The sequence below is a fragment of the Pseudomonas sp. 2848 genome (assembly GCF_003253945.1).
Taxonomy (GTDB): domain Bacteria; phylum Pseudomonadota; class Gammaproteobacteria; order Pseudomonadales; family Pseudomonadaceae; genus Aquipseudomonas.
Window position 1 is genome coordinate 291,196 of record NZ_QKZD01000006.1, and the last position, 14,592, is coordinate 305,787.

Annotated in this window: 16 protein-coding genes and 1 pseudogene; 3 read left to right on the plus strand and 14 right to left on the minus strand. The window is 65.0% G+C overall.

All coding sequences use genetic code 11. From position 1 onward, the window contains the following. Positions 1 to 129: 129 nt before the first annotated feature. The 12 genes and pseudogenes from DFS21_RS27295 to ubiE all read right to left on the minus strand — a co-directional run bounded on the left by DFS21_RS27295 (position 130) and on the right by ubiE (position 10,265). Positions 130 to 1,002, minus strand: a complete 873-nt coding sequence (locus DFS21_RS27295) for a methyl-accepting chemotaxis protein (RefSeq protein WP_371918101.1) — start codon at positions 1,000 to 1,002, stop codon at positions 130 to 132. Next, positions 985 to 2,073, minus strand: a pseudogene (locus DFS21_RS27300) (methyl-accepting chemotaxis protein); the annotation flags it as partial. The gene DFS21_RS27295 and the pseudogene DFS21_RS27300, both read right to left, overlap by 18 nt. A 155-nt stretch (positions 2,074 to 2,228) precedes the next feature. Next, positions 2,229 to 4,145 (minus strand): methyl-accepting chemotaxis protein, encoded by a 1,917-nt coding sequence (locus DFS21_RS14260; RefSeq protein WP_111532541.1) that lies wholly within the window; start codon positions 4,143 to 4,145, stop codon positions 2,229 to 2,231. A 99-nt stretch (positions 4,146 to 4,244) separates the two neighbouring features. Beyond that, positions 4,245 to 4,952, minus strand: coding sequence for a 16S rRNA (uracil(1498)-N(3))-methyltransferase (locus DFS21_RS14265; RefSeq protein ID WP_110702140.1), 708 nt, complete (start codon positions 4,950 to 4,952; stop codon positions 4,245 to 4,247). Further along, a complete protein-coding gene (tatC, locus tag DFS21_RS14270) occupies positions 4,949 to 5,740 on the minus strand; it encodes a twin-arginine translocase subunit TatC (RefSeq protein WP_023632588.1) in 792 nt (263 codons plus the stop codon). The genes DFS21_RS14265 and tatC overlap by 4 nt, the downstream gene beginning before the upstream one ends. Next, the gene (gene tatB / locus DFS21_RS14275) at positions 5,737 to 6,105 is read right to left on the minus strand and encodes a Sec-independent protein translocase protein TatB (protein WP_111532542.1); all 369 of its coding nucleotides are present in this window, start codon (positions 6,103 to 6,105) and stop codon (positions 5,737 to 5,739) included. The genes tatC and tatB overlap by 4 nt, the downstream gene beginning before the upstream one ends. Before the next feature lie 3 nt (positions 6,106 to 6,108). Then, positions 6,109 to 6,381 (minus strand): twin-arginine translocase TatA/TatE family subunit, encoded by a 273-nt coding sequence (locus DFS21_RS14280; protein WP_102682249.1) that lies wholly within the window; start codon positions 6,379 to 6,381, stop codon positions 6,109 to 6,111. A 77-nt stretch (positions 6,382 to 6,458) separates the two neighbouring features. Further along, on the minus strand, positions 6,459 to 6,794 hold the full coding sequence (locus tag DFS21_RS14285) for a phosphoribosyl-ATP diphosphatase (RefSeq protein ID WP_023632586.1): 336 nt from the start codon (positions 6,792 to 6,794) through the stop codon (positions 6,459 to 6,461). A gap of 1 nt (position 6,795) precedes the next feature. Next, a complete protein-coding gene (gene hisI, locus DFS21_RS14290) occupies positions 6,796 to 7,188 on the minus strand; it encodes a phosphoribosyl-AMP cyclohydrolase (RefSeq protein ID WP_023632585.1) in 393 nt (130 codons plus the stop codon). A gap of 73 nt (positions 7,189 to 7,261) precedes the next feature. Beyond that, on the minus strand, positions 7,262 to 8,875 hold the full coding sequence (gene ubiB, locus DFS21_RS14295; protein WP_111532543.1) for a ubiquinone biosynthesis regulatory protein kinase UbiB: 1,614 nt from the start codon (positions 8,873 to 8,875) through the stop codon (positions 7,262 to 7,264). Next, positions 8,872 to 9,495, minus strand: a complete 624-nt coding sequence (locus tag DFS21_RS14300; RefSeq protein WP_110702134.1) for an SCP2 domain-containing protein — start codon at positions 9,493 to 9,495, stop codon at positions 8,872 to 8,874. Before DFS21_RS14300 ends, ubiB begins: the two co-directional genes overlap by 4 nt. Next, on the minus strand, positions 9,495 to 10,265 hold the full coding sequence (gene ubiE, locus DFS21_RS14305; protein WP_023632556.1) for a bifunctional demethylmenaquinone methyltransferase/2-methoxy-6-polyprenyl-1,4-benzoquinol methylase UbiE: 771 nt from the start codon (positions 10,263 to 10,265) through the stop codon (positions 9,495 to 9,497). Before ubiE ends, DFS21_RS14300 begins: the two co-directional genes overlap by 1 nt. Before the next feature lie 125 nt (positions 10,266 to 10,390). Here ubiE and DFS21_RS14310 point away from each other — a divergent pair, with 125 nt between their 5' ends. The 3 genes from DFS21_RS14310 (at position 10,391) to DFS21_RS14320 (ending at position 12,092) form a co-directional block, all read left to right on the plus strand. Then, complete coding sequence (locus DFS21_RS14310; protein WP_023632555.1) at positions 10,391 to 10,666, plus strand: polyhydroxyalkanoic acid system family protein; 276 nt, start codon at positions 10,391 to 10,393, stop codon at positions 10,664 to 10,666. A gap of 249 nt (positions 10,667 to 10,915) precedes the next feature. Next, entirely contained in the window at positions 10,916 to 11,338 is a 423-nt protein-coding gene (locus tag DFS21_RS14315; RefSeq protein WP_023632554.1) for a phasin family protein, read from the plus strand. Between the two features lie 10 nt (positions 11,339 to 11,348). After that, the gene (locus DFS21_RS14320) at positions 11,349 to 12,092 is read left to right on the plus strand and encodes a phasin family protein (protein WP_046853912.1); all 744 of its coding nucleotides are present in this window, start codon (positions 11,349 to 11,351) and stop codon (positions 12,090 to 12,092) included. Positions 12,093 to 12,177: 85 nt separating this feature from the next. On the opposite strand, the gene DFS21_RS14325 is transcribed toward DFS21_RS14320, so the two are convergent. Together DFS21_RS14325 and phaC are read right to left on the minus strand one after the other, a co-directional pair. Continuing rightward, positions 12,178 to 12,792 (minus strand): TetR/AcrR family transcriptional regulator, encoded by a 615-nt coding sequence (locus DFS21_RS14325; RefSeq protein ID WP_110702132.1) that lies wholly within the window; start codon positions 12,790 to 12,792, stop codon positions 12,178 to 12,180. 4 nt (positions 12,793 to 12,796) lie between these two features. After that, positions 12,797 to 14,479, minus strand: a complete 1,683-nt coding sequence (gene phaC / locus DFS21_RS14330; protein ID WP_102682240.1) for a class II poly(R)-hydroxyalkanoic acid synthase — start codon at positions 14,477 to 14,479, stop codon at positions 12,797 to 12,799. Between the last annotated feature and the right edge of the window lie 113 nt (positions 14,480 to 14,592).

Consider the following 14,592-nt stretch of genomic DNA (forward strand, 5'->3'; position numbering starts at 1 on the left):
AAGCCAAAGCCAAAGCCAAAGCCAAAGCCAAAGCCAAAGCCAAAGCCAAAGCCAAAGCCAAAGCCAAAGCCAAAGCCAAAGCCAAAGCCAAAGCCCGGGGCTGGAGATTTGAACGCACGGCCGGAAGGCCTAAAGGCTGAACCGCCCCACCATGCCCCGCAACTGCTGCCCCAAGTGCTCCAGTTCCCCGCTTGAAGCAGCGGTCTGCTCACTGGCCGCACTGGTCTGGTCCGACACATCACGTACATTGATCACGCTGCGGTTGATCTGCTCGGCAACCACGCTCTGTTGCTCGCTGGCCGTGGCGATCTGTTGGTTCATGCCCTGGATGCTCGATACCGTTTCGGTGATCTGCCCCAGCGCGGCACCCGCCTTGCGGCTGAGCTCGACACTCTGCCCGGTCAGGCTCTTGCTGTCGTCGAGCAGGCCGGTGACCTCGTCGGTACCACGGTGCAGGCTGTCGATCAGCAGCTCGATTTCCTCGGTCGACTGCTGCGTGCGTTGGGCCAGGCCGCGCACTTCGTCGGCCACCACGGCGAAGCCACGCCCTGCTTCCCCCGCCCGGGCTGCTTCGATGGCGGCGTTTAGCGCCAGGAGGTTGGTCTGCTCGGAAACCGACTTGATCACATCTAGAATCGATCCGATGCGCTGGCTTTCACCGGCCAGGTGGCCCATCGCGGTGAGGCAGCGGTCCATCTGGCTTGCCAGTTGCTCGATGCGGGCGATGGCTTCAGCCACCACCTGATCGCCCAGCTGTGCCTGATGATCGGCGGTGGTTGCCGCCAGCGAGGCTTGTTCGGCGTTCTGCGCGACTTCCTGTACCGTGGCGCTCATCTGGTTCATGGCCGTGGCCACCTGATCGGTCTCTTCGCGCTGCTGGCTGATGCGCTCGCGCGTATCCACGCTGGCGCAGGCCAGCTCTGCCGCTGCCTTGGACAACTGGCCGACGCCCTGATCGATGCCGCCGAGCAGCTCGCGCAGGCTCAAGGTCATCTCGCGCATGCTGGTCTGCAGCTGGCCCATCTCGTCACGGCGGTGCACCGTCTGTACTTGGCTGAGATCGCCACGGGCGATGCGCGCGGCCTGGGACAGCACCTGACGCAGAGGTTGAGTCACCTGTCGGGTGATCAGCCAGGCGGCCAGGATGCCGAACACCAGCGCCAACACGGCCACGCTGGTCAGCAACGAACGGTCGGCCAGGGCCTCGTTGTCGCGCTGCTCGACCTTGCGCTCGCTCAGTTCACGGCTCACGGCCTGCAGTTCGTCGCCCATTTTCTCCATGCCGTCCTGCAGTTGCTCAACCTTGAGCGCAGCCTCGCGGTATTGGCGCAGGGTGTCGCGATAGCGGTCCAATTCCACCTGTGGCCGCTGGGTCAATGTGGCGGGCAGTTCCAGTGGGGCAATGGCCCGCAGCAACTGTCCCAGGCTGACGTTCGCCGCCTGCAGCGCGGCATCGCCCATGCTGGCGAAACTGTCCTGGGGCGAGTAGGTATAGGCCGGCACTTGGCTTTGCTGGCTGGCGGACTCGATATGACGGCCCAGGGTATCCATAAGCCCGACTACGCTGCCTTGCTGGCCATCGCCGGGCAGCTTGAGCAAGGCCTGGGTCTGCAGTTCGTCGATCACGGCTTCGAGCACGCCTGCCTGCGCCTGCATCGCCGCACGCAAGCCTTCGCGGCTGTCCACGGTGCCTTGCAGGATGGCGAAGTCGGCCTTCAGGCGCTGCAGCAGCTGCAGTTTCTGGTTCAGCATCTGCCGCGACGAATCGACGCCGCTGCGTTGTTGCAGCAGGGTCAGGCGGTCGTGCAACTGCTCCAGGATGGTCGCGATGCGGGCCTTGCTGACGTCGTCGGCAAGCACCCGGTAAGTGATGCGCTCGGCACGCAGGTCTCGGGTCAAGTCGTTGAGTTGGCCGATGTCGCTGAGCTGCTCCGAGCGCTCGATGGCGCCGTCCAGGGCGCGCCAGCCGCTGAGTGTGGTGGCCAGGGTGAGCAGCAGCACCACGGTGAAGCCCAGGGCGAGCTTGAGCCCGACGCCAAGGTTGCCGAGCTGACGGTCAAGGTATCCGAACATGGCAGGTCTCCGTCCAATTGAGAAATGGCCATAGCGCTATGTTGCCGCTATGACCCTTGCTCATCGGCAGGGAGTCCGTCGGACTGGACCTGTAAATAGGGTAGGAAAAGTCCTTGCGGGCTGAAGGGCAAAGCCTACAGCCCGCAAGCTGCAGTCTAGAGCCTGAAACGCCCCACCAGACCCTGCAGGTGAGTCCCCAGGCGCGCCAGCTCGACGCTGGAGCTTGCCGTCTCCTCGCTGGCTGCGGAGGTCTGGTCGGAGATATCGCGCACGTTCATCACGCTGCGGTTGATCTCTTCGGCCACGGCGCTCTGTTGCTCGGCGGCGGTGGCGATCTGCTGGTTCATCGACTGGATCGACGACACGGTGCGGGTGATGGTGCCCAGCGAATCTCCGGCGCGGCGCGTCAGTTCCACGCTGCTGTCGGTGAGGGCGCGGCTGCTGTCCATGACACCGGCCACGCGCTCGGTGCCGTTTTGCAGGCTGGCAATCAGCTCCTCGATCTCTTCGGTGGACTGCTGGGTGCGCTGGGCCAGGCTGCGCACTTCGTCGGCGACCACGGCGAAGCCACGGCCTGCCTCGCCCGCACGGGCCGCTTCGATGGCGGCGTTGAGCGCCAGCAGGTTGGTTTGCTGAGCCACCGACTTGATCACATCGAGCACACTGCCGATCTTGTCGCTCTCGGCCTTGAGCTGGTTCATCGCTTCGCTGGAGTTGACCACTTCGCTGGCCAGGCGCTCGATCTGGCTGATCGCCTCGCCCACCACCTTGTCACCCTCGCGGGCCTGCTGGTCGGCCATCAGCGCCGCTTCCGAGGCCTGTTCGGCGTTGCGCGCCACTTCCTGGACGGTGGCGGCCATCTCGTTCATGGCGGTGGCGACCTGGTCGGTCTCGACTTTCTGGTTGTTGACCCCGGCGCTGGTCTGCTCGGTGACCGCCGACAGTTCCTCGGCAGCACTGGCGATCTGCGTCACGCCGTCGCCGATGCCGCCGATCAGCTCGCGCAGGCTCTGGGTCATGCGCTGCATGCTGGCCTGCAACTGGCCCAGCTCGTCGCGCCGGTCGGCCTTGAGGTCCTGGCGCAGGTCGCCACCGGCCACGCGTTCTGCGGCGGCGAGGGTCTGGCGCAGGGGCACGATGATCTGCCGGGTAATGGCGAACGCGGCAAGCACGCCAAGCAGCAAGGCCAGCGCCGTGGCACCGGCCAGCAGGGTCTTGGCCTGCTGGGTGCCTTGGTCGCGCACGGTGGTTTGCGAAACGGTCATTGCCTGGCTGGTGTCCAGCAGCACCTGGCCCTGTGCGGACATGCGCGTCAGCGCCTGCTCGCTGGCCGCCTGGGCGTTACCGAACTGGTTCACCGCGTCGCGGTAGGCGGCCAGCGCGCTGGCAGCATCGCCAAGGCTGGCGGCGAACTCGGCCGGGAGCCTGGCGGGCAGGGCCTTGAGCACGGTCAGGGCTTGGTCGATGGCAGTGAGCGCGGTCTGCTGGAATTCGGCCTTGCCGCTGTAGGTGTAGCCGCGTACCTGGAAGCGCGCCTGCTGCAGCAGCGCCGCGACCTGCACAGCTTCCTGGTACTGCTGGATATCCCCGCCCTGCAACAGGCGCTGCTGGACCTTGCCGATCAGGTCGGCGGCCTTGTCGGCGCTGTCGCCCAGGGTGCCGCGGCTGGCCTCGCGGTGCTGGCCGGCCTGCCTGAGCTCGGCAAAGGCTTGCTGGTATTGGCGTACGGCGTCCTGTTGCTTGTCCAGACGCTGGCGGTCGGCGGGCAGTTCGATCTGGCCGATCATGAACTGTACTTGGCGCTCAAGATTGGCCAGGGCCTTCTCCAGCTCGGCCACGGAAGCGTCATCACGGCTGCGCTCGTAGGCCAGGCGGGCGAGACGCAGGTCTTGGGTGTACTGGTGGATCACCGAGATGTTGCCGAGCTTGTCGCCACGGCTGGTGACGCTGTCGATGCCCAGCCAACCGGTGAAGGTGATGCCCAGAGTGAGCAGCAGCACCAGGCCGAAGCCGATCCCCAATTTGCGATTGACGCTTACATTTCCCAATGACTGGGCAAACCAACGGTACATAGACGACTCCCCGGCGCGTGGCAGTGCGGATTATTGTTTTGTTGCATAGGGCATCGGCGCACGGCGGGGAAACTTGATGGGAAAAAGCTGACCAGTCTGTCAGAAAATTCGCGAAAGCAACGCTGTTACAGCCGTCTCCACGCGCAGGATCCTATCCCCCAACTGCACAGGCTCCAGGCCAGCCTTGCCCAGCAGATCGACTTCATAGGGAATCCAGCCGCCCTCCGGGCCGATCGCCAGGGTTACCGGGCCTTCAACTGCCCGAGGGCAAGCGGGGTAGGGGCCAGGATGCCCGACCAGGCCGAGGGTTTCGGCGGCGATGGCGGGCAGGCGGTCTTCGACGAAGGGCTTGAAGCGCTTCTCGATGATCACCTCCGGCAGCACCGTGTCACGAGCTTGCTCCAGACCGAGAATGAGGTTTTCGCGGATGGTCTCGGGCTGGAGGAACGGCGTCTGCCAGAAACTCTTCTCGACCTTGTAGCTGTTGACCAGAATCAGCCGTGGCACGCCCAGGGTGGCGACCGTCTGGAACAGCCGGCGCAGCATCTTCGGCCGTGGCACGGCCAGCACCAGGGTCAGTGGCAGTTTGGCCGGCGGGGGCTGGTCGAAGGCCACCCGCAGTTCGGCTTCGTGGCCTTCGAGGCGGATGACCTCGGCCTTGCCCATCAGCCCGCCTATGCGCCCGACGCGCAGGCTGTCGCCCACCGCCACGCGATGGATCTCCTGCATATGGGTGAAGCGGCGATCGGCCAGGACAACACGGTCGGCCGACACGAAGTCGGCCTCTTCAAGGAGCAACAGGTTCACGGTTGGGTCGCAGGCGGCTGGTCGTTGTGGTCGTTGCCGGTTTCTTCATGGGCGTGGCTGCGCTTGCGGATCAGGCTGCCGCACAGCACGCCGACCTCGAACAGCATCCACATGGGCACGGCCAGGAGGGTCTGGGAGAAGATGTCCGGCGGGGTGAGGATCATGCCGACCACGAAGCAGCCGATGATCACGTACGGGCGGATCTTCTTCAGGTACTGCACGTCGACCACGCCAATCCACACCAGCAGCACTACCGCCACGGGGATTTCGAAGGCGACCCCGAAGGCGAAGAACAGGGTCATGACGAAGTCGAGATAGCTGGAAATGTCGGTCATCATCGACACGCCTTCGGGCGTGGCGCTGGCGAAGAAGCCGAAGATCAGCGGGAACACCAGGAAGTAGGCGAAGGCCATGCCGGCGTAGAACAGGAAGATGCTCGACACCAACAGCGGGATGGCGATGCGCTTTTCATGGCGGTACAGGCCGGGGGCAATGAAACCCCAGATCTGTTGGAGGATGAACGGGATCGCCAGGAACAGCGAGACGATCATGGTCAGCTTGAACGGCGTCAGGAACGGCGAGGCCACATCGGTGGCGATCATCGTCGCGTTGGCCGGCAAGTGCTCGCGCAGCGGCGCCGAGACCAGGGTGTAGATCTGCTGGGCGAAGGAGAACAGCCCGGCGAAGATCAGGAAAATGGCGGCGACGCAGCGCAGCAGGCGGGTGCGCAGCTCGGTCAGGTGCGAGACCAGCGGCATCGGCTGGTCGGTTTCCGGATTCTCGCTCATGGGGCTCGCGGCGGTTGTGGCGGTTCGGAGGGTGGTGCTGCGGCCGGCTGCGCGGGGGCGGCATCGGCGGCAGGTGCGGCAGGCGTTTCAGCGTTGGCCGGCGGCTGCGCGGGTGGCGCCAGGGGGTTGAGGATGCGCTTGGCCTCCTGCTCCATCTGCAGGATGTGCTCGTTGTGCAGCTGGCGGCGGATGTCATCGGCGCCGATCTCGCGCTCGACCTCCATCTTGATCGCGTTGAAGCTGCGCTTGAGGCGACCGATCCACAGCCCGGCAGTGCGCGCGGCTCCCGGCAGGCGCTCAGGGCCGAGCACCAGCAGGGCGACCAGGCCGACGAGCAGCAGCTCGCTGAAACTGATACCGAACATGGGTCAGTCTTTCCGCTGCGGCTCTTGAACCGGTTGGGCCTGGCCCTCGATGGTGTGGCCCTGGGCCTGCTGCGCGGTGTTCTGCACAGGCGGAACGGGCTGCGCCGGCGGTGGGGCCTGCTCGGCCGGCTTGGCTTCTTCTTCGTTCATGGCCTTGCGGAAGCCCTTGATCGATTCGCCCAGGTCGCTGCCGAAGTTCTTCAGTTTCTTGGTGCCGAACACCAGCACCACGACGACCAGCAGGACGATCCAGTGTTTCCAGTCAAAAATACCCATTTCGTACTCCTGAAAAATGTATGTCAGCCGGAACCGGCGCTATCGCGGGGTGAGCCCGTTCCTACAAATACGCGCGGTCAGGCCTGTGGCTGACGGGCGGCCTTCTCGTCATGGCCGGAAAGGCCGAAGCGGCGCTCCAGTTCGTCGAGCACCGCCTGCGGATGCTGGCCCAGCGCGCTGAGCATGACCAGGCTATGAAACCACAGGTCCGCGGTCTCGTAGATGACATCGCTGTAATCCTTGCTGACGGCGGCATCCTTGGCAGCGATGATGGTCTCTATGGACTCTTCGCCGAGCTTCTCGAGGATCTTGTTCAGGCCCTTGTGATGCAGGCTGGCCACGTAGCTGCTGTCGGGCGCCGCGTGCTTGCGTTCTTCCAGCACCTCGGCGAGGCGGTCTAGCGTGTCGCTCATGTCAATGCCCTGCGCTATAGATGGCGTCCGGATCCTTGAGGACCGGATCGACGATTTTCCACTGGCCGTCTTCGAACACGCGATAGAAGCAGCTTTCGCGGCCGGTATGGCAGGCGATATGGCCCAGTTGCTCGACCATCAGGATGATCACGTCGGCGTCGCAGTCCAAGCGCATTTCGTGCAGCTTCTGCACATGGCCCGACTCTTCGCCCTTGCGCCACAGCTTGCCCCGCGAGCGCGACCAATAGATGGCGCGATGCTCGGCGGCGGTCAGGGCGAGGGATTCACGGTTCATCCAGGCCATCATCAGCACGCGCCCGGTCTTGTGGTCCTGGGCGATCGCCGGTACCAGGCCATCGCTGTTCCACTTGATCTCGTCCAGCCAGTCTTTCATCGTCGACTCCAAACCGGGCCCGCTCCCGTACCGGGCCCCTGTGCGCTAGTGTGCCAGCCAGCGACGCGGCTGGCTATCGGCGCACGATCAGGTACAGGCCCGCTGCCAGCATCAACCACGCGGGCCAGGCGGCCGGGGCGCTGAGGCTGGCCGCACCGGCCGCCAGGGTGGCGCCACCACCGAGCAGCCCGGCGCCAAGCAGGCGCAGCGCCCAGTTGTCGCCGGCGCGGCGGCGCTCGGGCAGTTGCGGGTCGTGCAGGTGCGGTTGCGACAGGCGTTCGAGCAGGTCGCGGGTCATGTCGGCCAGGTGCGGCAGTTGCTCGGCCTGGCTGTAGAGGTTGCCGATTACCGCTTTCGGGCTCATGCGCTCGCGCATCCAGCGTTCGAGGAAGGGCTTGGCGGTGCTCCACAGGTCCAGGTCGGGGTAGAGCTGGCGGCCTAGGCCTTCGATATTGAGCAGGGTCTTTTGCAGCAATACCAGCTGTGGCTGGACCTCCATGTTGAAGCGTCGGGCCGTCTGGAACAGGCGCATCAGCACCTGGCCGAAGGAGATATCCTTGAGCGGCTTTTCGAAGATCGGCTCGCACACGGTGCGGATCGCCGCTTCGAACTCGTTGACCTTGGTCTGCGCCGGTACCCAGCCCGAATCGATATGCAGCTGGGCCACGCGGCGGTAGTCGCGCTTGAAGAAGGCGATCAGGTTGCGGGCCAGGTAGTCCTGGTCCTCGGCAGTGAGGCTGCCGACGATACCGCAGTCGATGGCGATGTACTGCGGGCTCCACGGCTTGACCGTGCTGACGAAGATGTTGCCGGGGTGCATGTCGGCATGGAAGAAGCTGTCGCGGAACACTTGGGTGAAGAACACCTCGACGCCGCGCTCGGCCAGCATCTTCATGTCGGTGCGCTGGTCGGCGAGCGTCGCCATGTCGGTGACCGGCACGCCATAGATACGCTCCATCACCAGCACCTTGGGCCGGCACAGGTCCCAGTAGACCTGCGGTACGTACATCAGCTCGGAGCCTTCGAAGTTGCGCCGCAACTGGCTGGCATTGGCGGCCTCGCGCAGCAGGTCGAGTTCGTCGTAGATGGTCTTTTCGTAGTCGCCGACGATTTCCACCGGGTGCAGGCGACGGGCATCGGCCGAGGCGCGCTCGGCGGCCTTGGCGATCAGGAACAGCCAGGCCAGGTCCTGGGCGATGACCGGTTTCAGGCCTGGGCGCACCACCTTGACCACCACTTCCTCACCGCTCTTCAGGCGTGCGGCGTGTACTTGGGCCACCGAAGCCGAGGCCAGCGGCTCAACGTCGAAACGGCTGAACACCTCGCCCACTTTGGCACCGAGCTGTGCTTCGATCAGCGCCACGGCGTGCTGCGGGTCGAACGGTGGCACGCGGTCCTGCAGCAGCATCAGCTCGTCGGCGATGTCGGTGGGCAGCAGGTCGCGGCGGGTGGAGAGCAACTGGCCGAACTTGATGAAGATCGGCCCCAGGTCCTGCAGCGCCAGGCGCAGGCGTGCGCCGCGGCTCAGCTCCAGGGGCTTGCGCGGCAACCAGCGCCACGGCATCAGCAGGCGCAGGCTGGCCAGCCACCAAGGCAGCAGGGGTTGTTCGAACAGCAGGTCATCGAGGCGGTAGCGGATCACGACGCGCTGGATGCGCAACAGACGGCGGACGGCGAGCAGCTTCATGCGTTATCGCTGGTATCAAGAGTGTGGGCGAGGCGGCGCAGGCGTGCCTCGAGGCGTTCGATATCGACCTTCAGCGTATCGAGTTCGCTGAATGCCGCTTCGGCTTCGCGTTTGCCGACCAGGGTACGCGATTCCTCGGCCAGGTACTCGGACAGATTCTCGCCGAAGCGGGCCAGGCCCTGGCGGGTCCAGCGCGCGCGCAGGCGCAGGTGGCCGGCGATCAGCGCGGTGGGCACCGGCCCCAGCCAACGCTGCAACTCGTGTTCCCAGTCCAGTTCCAGGTCCTGCAGGATGCCGAACAGGTCGAGCAGCACGGCGCTGTCGCCATGCAGCTCGACCTGGGGGCTGTGCAGTACCGCGGTCTTGTCTTTGGCCAGCGCCAACTGCGCCAGACGCCCGGCGGGGGCGCGCAGGGTGCAGTCGACCTCGCTTTCCCAATGGGCGGCAAGCATCAGGCCTTCCTCGTCGGGCAGCACGAACAGCTTCAGGGCCGGCTGCACGCAGTCGATCTCGATCACCTTGCCTTCCAGCGCCGCCAGGCGCGGGAGGGCGGTGCTGTCCAGGCGCAGGACACGGTTGAGCCCGTGCTCGACGCTGGCGAGCAGGCCGGCCAGGAGCATCAGGGCTTGATCCCCCGGTGCACGGCGACGATGCCGCTGGTCATGTTGTGGTAGGTGACGCGGTCGAAGCCGGCCTCGACCATCATGCTCTTGAGCGTTTCCTGGTCGGGGTGCATGCGGATCGATTCGGCCAGGTAGCGGTAGCTTTCCGAGTCGTTGGTGATGAGCTTGCCGGCCAGCGGCATGAAGGCGAACGAGTAGGCGTCGTAGGCCTTGGACATCAGCTTGTTGGTCGGCTTGGAGAACTCCAGGATCAACAGGCGGCCACCGGGCTTGAGCACGCGCAGCATGGAGCGGATGGCCGCATCCTTGTGCGTCACGTTGCGCAGGCCGAAGGCGATGGTCACGCAGTCGAAGTGGTTGTCCGGGAACGGCAGCTTTTCAGCATCGGCCTGGACGAATTCGATATTGCCGGACACGCCGCGGTCGAGCAGGCGGTCGCGGCCGACCTTGAGCATCGATTCGTTGATATCGGCCAGCACCACCTGCCCGGTCGGGCCGACCAGGCGCGAGAACTTGGCGGCCAGGTCACCGGTGCCACCGGCGATGTCCAGTACCCGGTTGCCGCTGCGCACCCCGGACAGTTCGATGGTGAAGCGCTTCCACAGACGGTGCATGCCGCCGGAGAGCACGTCGTTCATCAGGTCGTACTTGGCGGCCACCGAGTGGAACACCTCGGCGACTTTCTTCGCCTTCTGGCTCTCGGGAACGTCCTGGTAGCCGAAGTGGGTGGTGGGTTCGGCGTGGTCGCCTTTGCGCTGGTCGGTCATATCGCTTCACCAGAAAAAAATTACGGCCATTCTAGGGGCTACGGGCGGATTTGTCTTGGCGGGGTGTGTCATGCAAAGGGGGCGGGCATAATGGCGATTATGTCTTCATATCCAGGATCACCCGCATGACCCAGATCAGCGTCGAACGCAAACACACCCTCGGCCGTGAAGCCGCCCGCGCCAAGGCCGAGGCGCTGGTGGACAAGCTGACCCGCGAATACGACCTCAAGGCCAGCTGGAACGGTGATCGTGTCGATGTGAAACGCAGCGGCGCCAACGGCAGTGTGCATATCGGTGAGGACACCATCCGCGTCGAGCTCAAGCTGGGCATGATGCTGTCGATGATGAGCGGCACCATCAAGGGCGAGATCGAGCGGGCGCTGGACAAGGCGCTGGCCTGACACTGCGCGCTCCTTGCTGTTTGCGGGCGCGGGCCTTGTGGGAGCAGGTATCGTGGGAGCGGGCTTGCCCCGCGATAGCGATTGCCCGGGCTCGCGCTATCGCGGGGCAAGCCCGCTCCCACGCAAACGCAAACGCTGCATGACTCCACCTTAGGGTGAGGATTCTAATTTTTCCGCCTACCTTCACGCTCAAGCCCTACCACCCCGGGCAGTTCCTCCCTCCCTTAGAATGAGCATGAGGTGCAGAGCATGGCCAAAGTGAATCTCAAGCAAAAAGACGACGCCCAAGGCAGCACGCTGGGTGAGGTGCGCGGCTACGCCCGCAAGATCTGGCTGGCGGGCATCGGTGCCTACGCCCGTGTCGGCCAGGAAGGCTCCGACTATTTCAAGGAGCTGGTGAAAGCCGGTGAAGGCGTCGAGAAGCGTGGCAAGAAACGCCTCGACAAGGCTGTCGAAGCCGCCAATACCCAGATCGACGAAGCCACCCAGGAAGTCACCCGCGTGCCCGGTCGGGTCGAGGCGCAGCTGGACAAAATCGAACGCGCCTTCGACGCCCGTGTCGGTCGCGCCTTGAATCGCCTCGGCATTCCGTCTAAACATGACGTTGAGGCGTTGTCCATCAAGCTTGAACAGCTGCACGAGCTGCTCGAGCGCGTCGCGCACAAACCATAAGGAGAGCAGGATGGCTGGCAAGAAGAACACCGAGAAAGAAGGCAGCTCCTGGATCGGCGGAATCGAGAAGTACTCCCGCAAGATCTGGTTGGCTGGCCTGGGTATCTACTCCAAGGTCGACCAGGACGGTCCGAAGCTGTTCGATTCGCTGGTGAAGGACGGCGAGAAGGCCGAGAAGCAGGCGAAGAAAACCGCCGAAGACGTGGCCGAAAGCGCCAAGTCGTCGACCAACTCGCGAGTGTCGGGCGTGAAGGATCGTGCGCTGGGCAAGTGGAGCGAGCTGGAGGAAGCCTTCGACAAGCGCCTGAACAGCGCCATCTCGCGCCTGGGCGTGCCCAGCCGCAATGAGATCAAGGCCCTGCACCAGCAGGTCGATTCGCTGACCAAGCAGATCGAGAAACTGACCGGTGCCTCGGTCACCCCGATCTCCAAGGCCAGCGCCAGCAAGACGGCCGCCAAGCCATTGGCCAAGGCGGCCGCCAAGCCTGCGGCCAAGACCGCTGCGGCAAAACCTGCGGCGAAAACCGCAGCGGCCAAGCCTGCGGTCAAGGCAGCGGCCAAGCCTGTAGCGGCCAAGCCCGCTGCCAAACCGGCAGCCGCCAAGAAACCGGCCGTGAAGAAAGCGGCGCCGGCCAAACCTGCGGCAGCCAAGCCCGCCGCACCGGCGCCTGCCGCCACCGCAGCCCCGGCACCGAGCGCGGCGCCGGCCAGCAGCACCCCGTCGGCACCGGTAAACGCGGCCACCCAGGCCTGATACCGGGTCGCACTGGTCGCGGGTCAAGCCCGCTGCCACGAAGCCTGCACAGGGCTCGTGGCAGCGGGCTTGCCCCGTGATCGTTTCAGCCTTCCAGATACCTCATTGCCAACTGCTCCGCCGCTATGCGCGCCGGGGCCTGCAGATGCGGCGCCACCAGCATCATCACCTGGTACACCACCACGCCGACATCGCCCTCGCGGCCAAGCACGCGCTGATAATCAAGCGAGCACATCAGGGTCAGGGTGATCTGTTCCACCAACTGCCCCAGTGCCTGGGTCTCGCTGGTCACCTGGCCCTGGCCCTTGAGACTGGCCAGCAGCGCGGCCAGGGTGCGCTTGAGGGCGTTGATCAAGCTGCGCATGCCCCGCGCCAGCTTGGGCAGGCGCCCGGTCAGGTTGGACAGGTCCTGGAACAGGAAACGGTACTGGGCCATGCGTTCGACGATCAGGTGCAGGAACAGCCAGTAGTCCTCGGCATCCAGGCGTACGTCCAGCGGCGGGTCGAGCAGTGGCATCAGTTGCTCTTCGAAACGCTCGAACAGGCCGATCACCAACGGCTCCTTGCCGTGGAAGTGGTAGTACAGGTTGCCTGGGCTGATCCCCAGTTCGTTGGCGATCTCCAGGGTCGAGACGTTCGGTTCGCCCTGGCGATTGAACAGCTGCAAGGCACATTCGAGGATACGGTCGCGGGTCTTCATCCGGTCAGCGTGCCAGTACGTAGCTGCCGGGCGCGGGGCCCAGCGGTGGATAAGTGGTGCTGCCCAGGTCGTCGCGTGGCGTCCTGAGCGTGCCGGAGCGCTGCAGTATCCATTCCAGCCACAGGGGCCACCAGCTGCCGTCGCGGCGTTGGGCGTCGTGGAACCAGGCCCGCGGGTCGCTGGAGAGCTTGGGGTTTTCCAGGTAGTAGGACTTTGGGTTGCCGGGCGGGTTGATGATGCTCTGGATATGACCGCTGTTGGCCAGAATGAAGCGCCGGTCGCCGCCGAGCAGCAGGGCCGAACGGTACACCGCGTCCCAGGGGGTGATGTGGTCGTTGCTGCCGGCCACGGTGAAGCTGTCCAGCCCGACCTGCGTGAGGTCGATCGGTGTGCCGCACACCTCAAGGCCTTCGGGGAAGGTCAGCGGGTTGAGCTTGAAGAAATCCAGCAGGTCGCCGTGCAGCGCGGCCGGCAGGCGCGTGCTGTCGGCGTTCCAGTAGAGGATGTCGAAGGCCGGCGGTGTCTTGCCCATCAGGTAGTTGTTGACCCAATAGTTCCAGATCAGGTCGTTGGGGCGCATCCAGGCGAATATCCGTGCCACCTCGCCGCCGTCCAGTACGCCGCGCTGATAGGAGCGGCGCTTGGCCGCCTCGATGGTCTGTTCGTCGGCGAACAGGCTGGCGGGGCTGTCGAACTGGCTGTCGAGCAGGCTCACCAGGTAAGTGGCGCTGCGCACCTTGCGCAGCTGCTTCTTAGCTTGCAAGTGGCCCTGCAGCGCGGCCATGGTCAGGCCGCCGGCGCAGGCGCCCATGAGGTTGGGGTCGCGGTTGCCGCTGATGCTGCGGCAGGCGTTGAGCGCTTCCTCCAGGGCCTGCACATAGCTGGACAGGCCCCACTCACGGTGACGGGGGTCGGGGTTGCGCCAGCTGACCATGAACACCTGCAGGCCCTGCTTGAGCATGTACTGGACGAAGCTGTTGGTCGGGCTCAGGTCGAAAATGTAGAACTTGTTGATCTGCGGCGGTATCACCAGCAGCGGCCGGGAGTACTGTTTCTCGCTCATGGGCTTGTACTGGATCAGCTCCAGCAGCTCGTTGCGAAACACCACGGCGCCCGGGGTCGCTGCCAGGTTGCCGCCAACCTCGAAGGCCCGTTCGTCCACCTGCCGTGGCAAGCCGTCGTTGTGGCGCAGGTCGTCGAGCAGGTGGCTGACACCACGCAGCAGGCTCAGGCCGCCGGTGTTGAACAGTTCCTTGACCGCCAGCGGGTTGAGCAGCGAGTTGCTGGGGGCGAAGGCGTCGCTGACCAGGTTGAACAGGAACTGCGCCCGGGCGCGGTCGTCGTCGGCCAGGCTGCTTTCCTCGATCCACAGGCGCGTCTGCTTCTGCCAGGCAAGGTAGGCCTGCAGGCCGCGGCGGTAGAACGGGTTCTGGCTCCAGGTCGGGTCGCTGAAGCGTGCGTCACGCGGGTGGGGCTGGTAGGGGCTGTCGCCGATAAGCACGCGCCCCAGCTGGCCGCCCAGGCTCAGCAGGTGATGCGCGGTGTGCAGCGGATTGCGCAGGCCGATCCGGCCGACCTGGCGCAGGGTCGAGAACAGGTCGCGACCGCGCAGGCCGGTAATGGCGTTCTGCACGTTCATGCTCGTGGCGGGGACCGGTGTCGATCCTCTGGCCGGTTTGTCCTTCATGCCAACACTCCTTCGTCAGATCCATTTCCGCGTTGGCCTTGGTGCGGGTAAAGCTACTCCTGCAGGTTCGCATCACCTGCCTGGGAGTGCCCGCAAAGGCCCGTGCTGACGCA

Excerpts from the sequence above, each read along its gene's own strand:
- DFS21_RS14310 (WP_023632555.1), top strand. The coding sequence starts at position 10,391 with ATGACCCAGATCAGCGTCGAACGCAAACACACCCTCGGCCGTGAAGCC.
- DFS21_RS14285 (WP_023632586.1), bottom strand. The coding sequence starts at position 6,794 with ATGAGCGACACGCTAGACCGCCTCGCCGAGGTGCTGGAAGAACGCAAG.
- DFS21_RS14260 (WP_111532541.1), bottom strand. The coding sequence starts at position 4,145 with ATGTACCGTTGGTTTGCCCAGTCATTGGGAAATGTAAGCGTCAATCGC.
- DFS21_RS14325 (WP_110702132.1), bottom strand. The coding sequence starts at position 12,792 with ATGAAGACCCGCGACCGTATCCTCGAATGTGCCTTGCAGCTGTTCAAT.
- hisI (WP_023632585.1), bottom strand. The coding sequence starts at position 7,188 with ATGAAAGACTGGCTGGACGAGATCAAGTGGAACAGCGATGGCCTGGTA.
- DFS21_RS14300 (WP_110702134.1), bottom strand. The coding sequence starts at position 9,495 with ATGCTCCTGGCCGGCCTGCTCGCCAGCGTCGAGCACGGGCTCAACCGT.
- tatC (WP_023632588.1), bottom strand. The coding sequence starts at position 5,740 with ATGAGCGAGAATCCGGAAACCGACCAGCCGATGCCGCTGGTCTCGCAC.
- DFS21_RS14320 (WP_046853912.1), top strand. The coding sequence starts at position 11,349 with ATGGCTGGCAAGAAGAACACCGAGAAAGAAGGCAGCTCCTGGATCGGC.
- phaC (WP_102682240.1), bottom strand. The coding sequence starts at position 14,479 with ATGAAGGACAAACCGGCCAGAGGATCGACACCGGTCCCCGCCACGAGC.
- DFS21_RS14315 (WP_023632554.1), top strand. The coding sequence starts at position 10,916 with ATGGCCAAAGTGAATCTCAAGCAAAAAGACGACGCCCAAGGCAGCACG.
- ubiE (WP_023632556.1), bottom strand. The coding sequence starts at position 10,265 with ATGACCGACCAGCGCAAAGGCGACCACGCCGAACCCACCACCCACTTC.
- DFS21_RS14280 (WP_102682249.1), bottom strand. The coding sequence starts at position 6,381 with ATGGGTATTTTTGACTGGAAACACTGGATCGTCCTGCTGGTCGTCGTG.
- tatB (WP_111532542.1), bottom strand. The coding sequence starts at position 6,105 with ATGTTCGGTATCAGTTTCAGCGAGCTGCTGCTCGTCGGCCTGGTCGCC.
- ubiB (WP_111532543.1), bottom strand. The coding sequence starts at position 8,875 with ATGAAGCTGCTCGCCGTCCGCCGTCTGTTGCGCATCCAGCGCGTCGTG.
- DFS21_RS27295 (WP_371918101.1), bottom strand. The coding sequence starts at position 1,002 with ATGCGCGAGATGACCTTGAGCCTGCGCGAGCTGCTCGGCGGCATCGAT.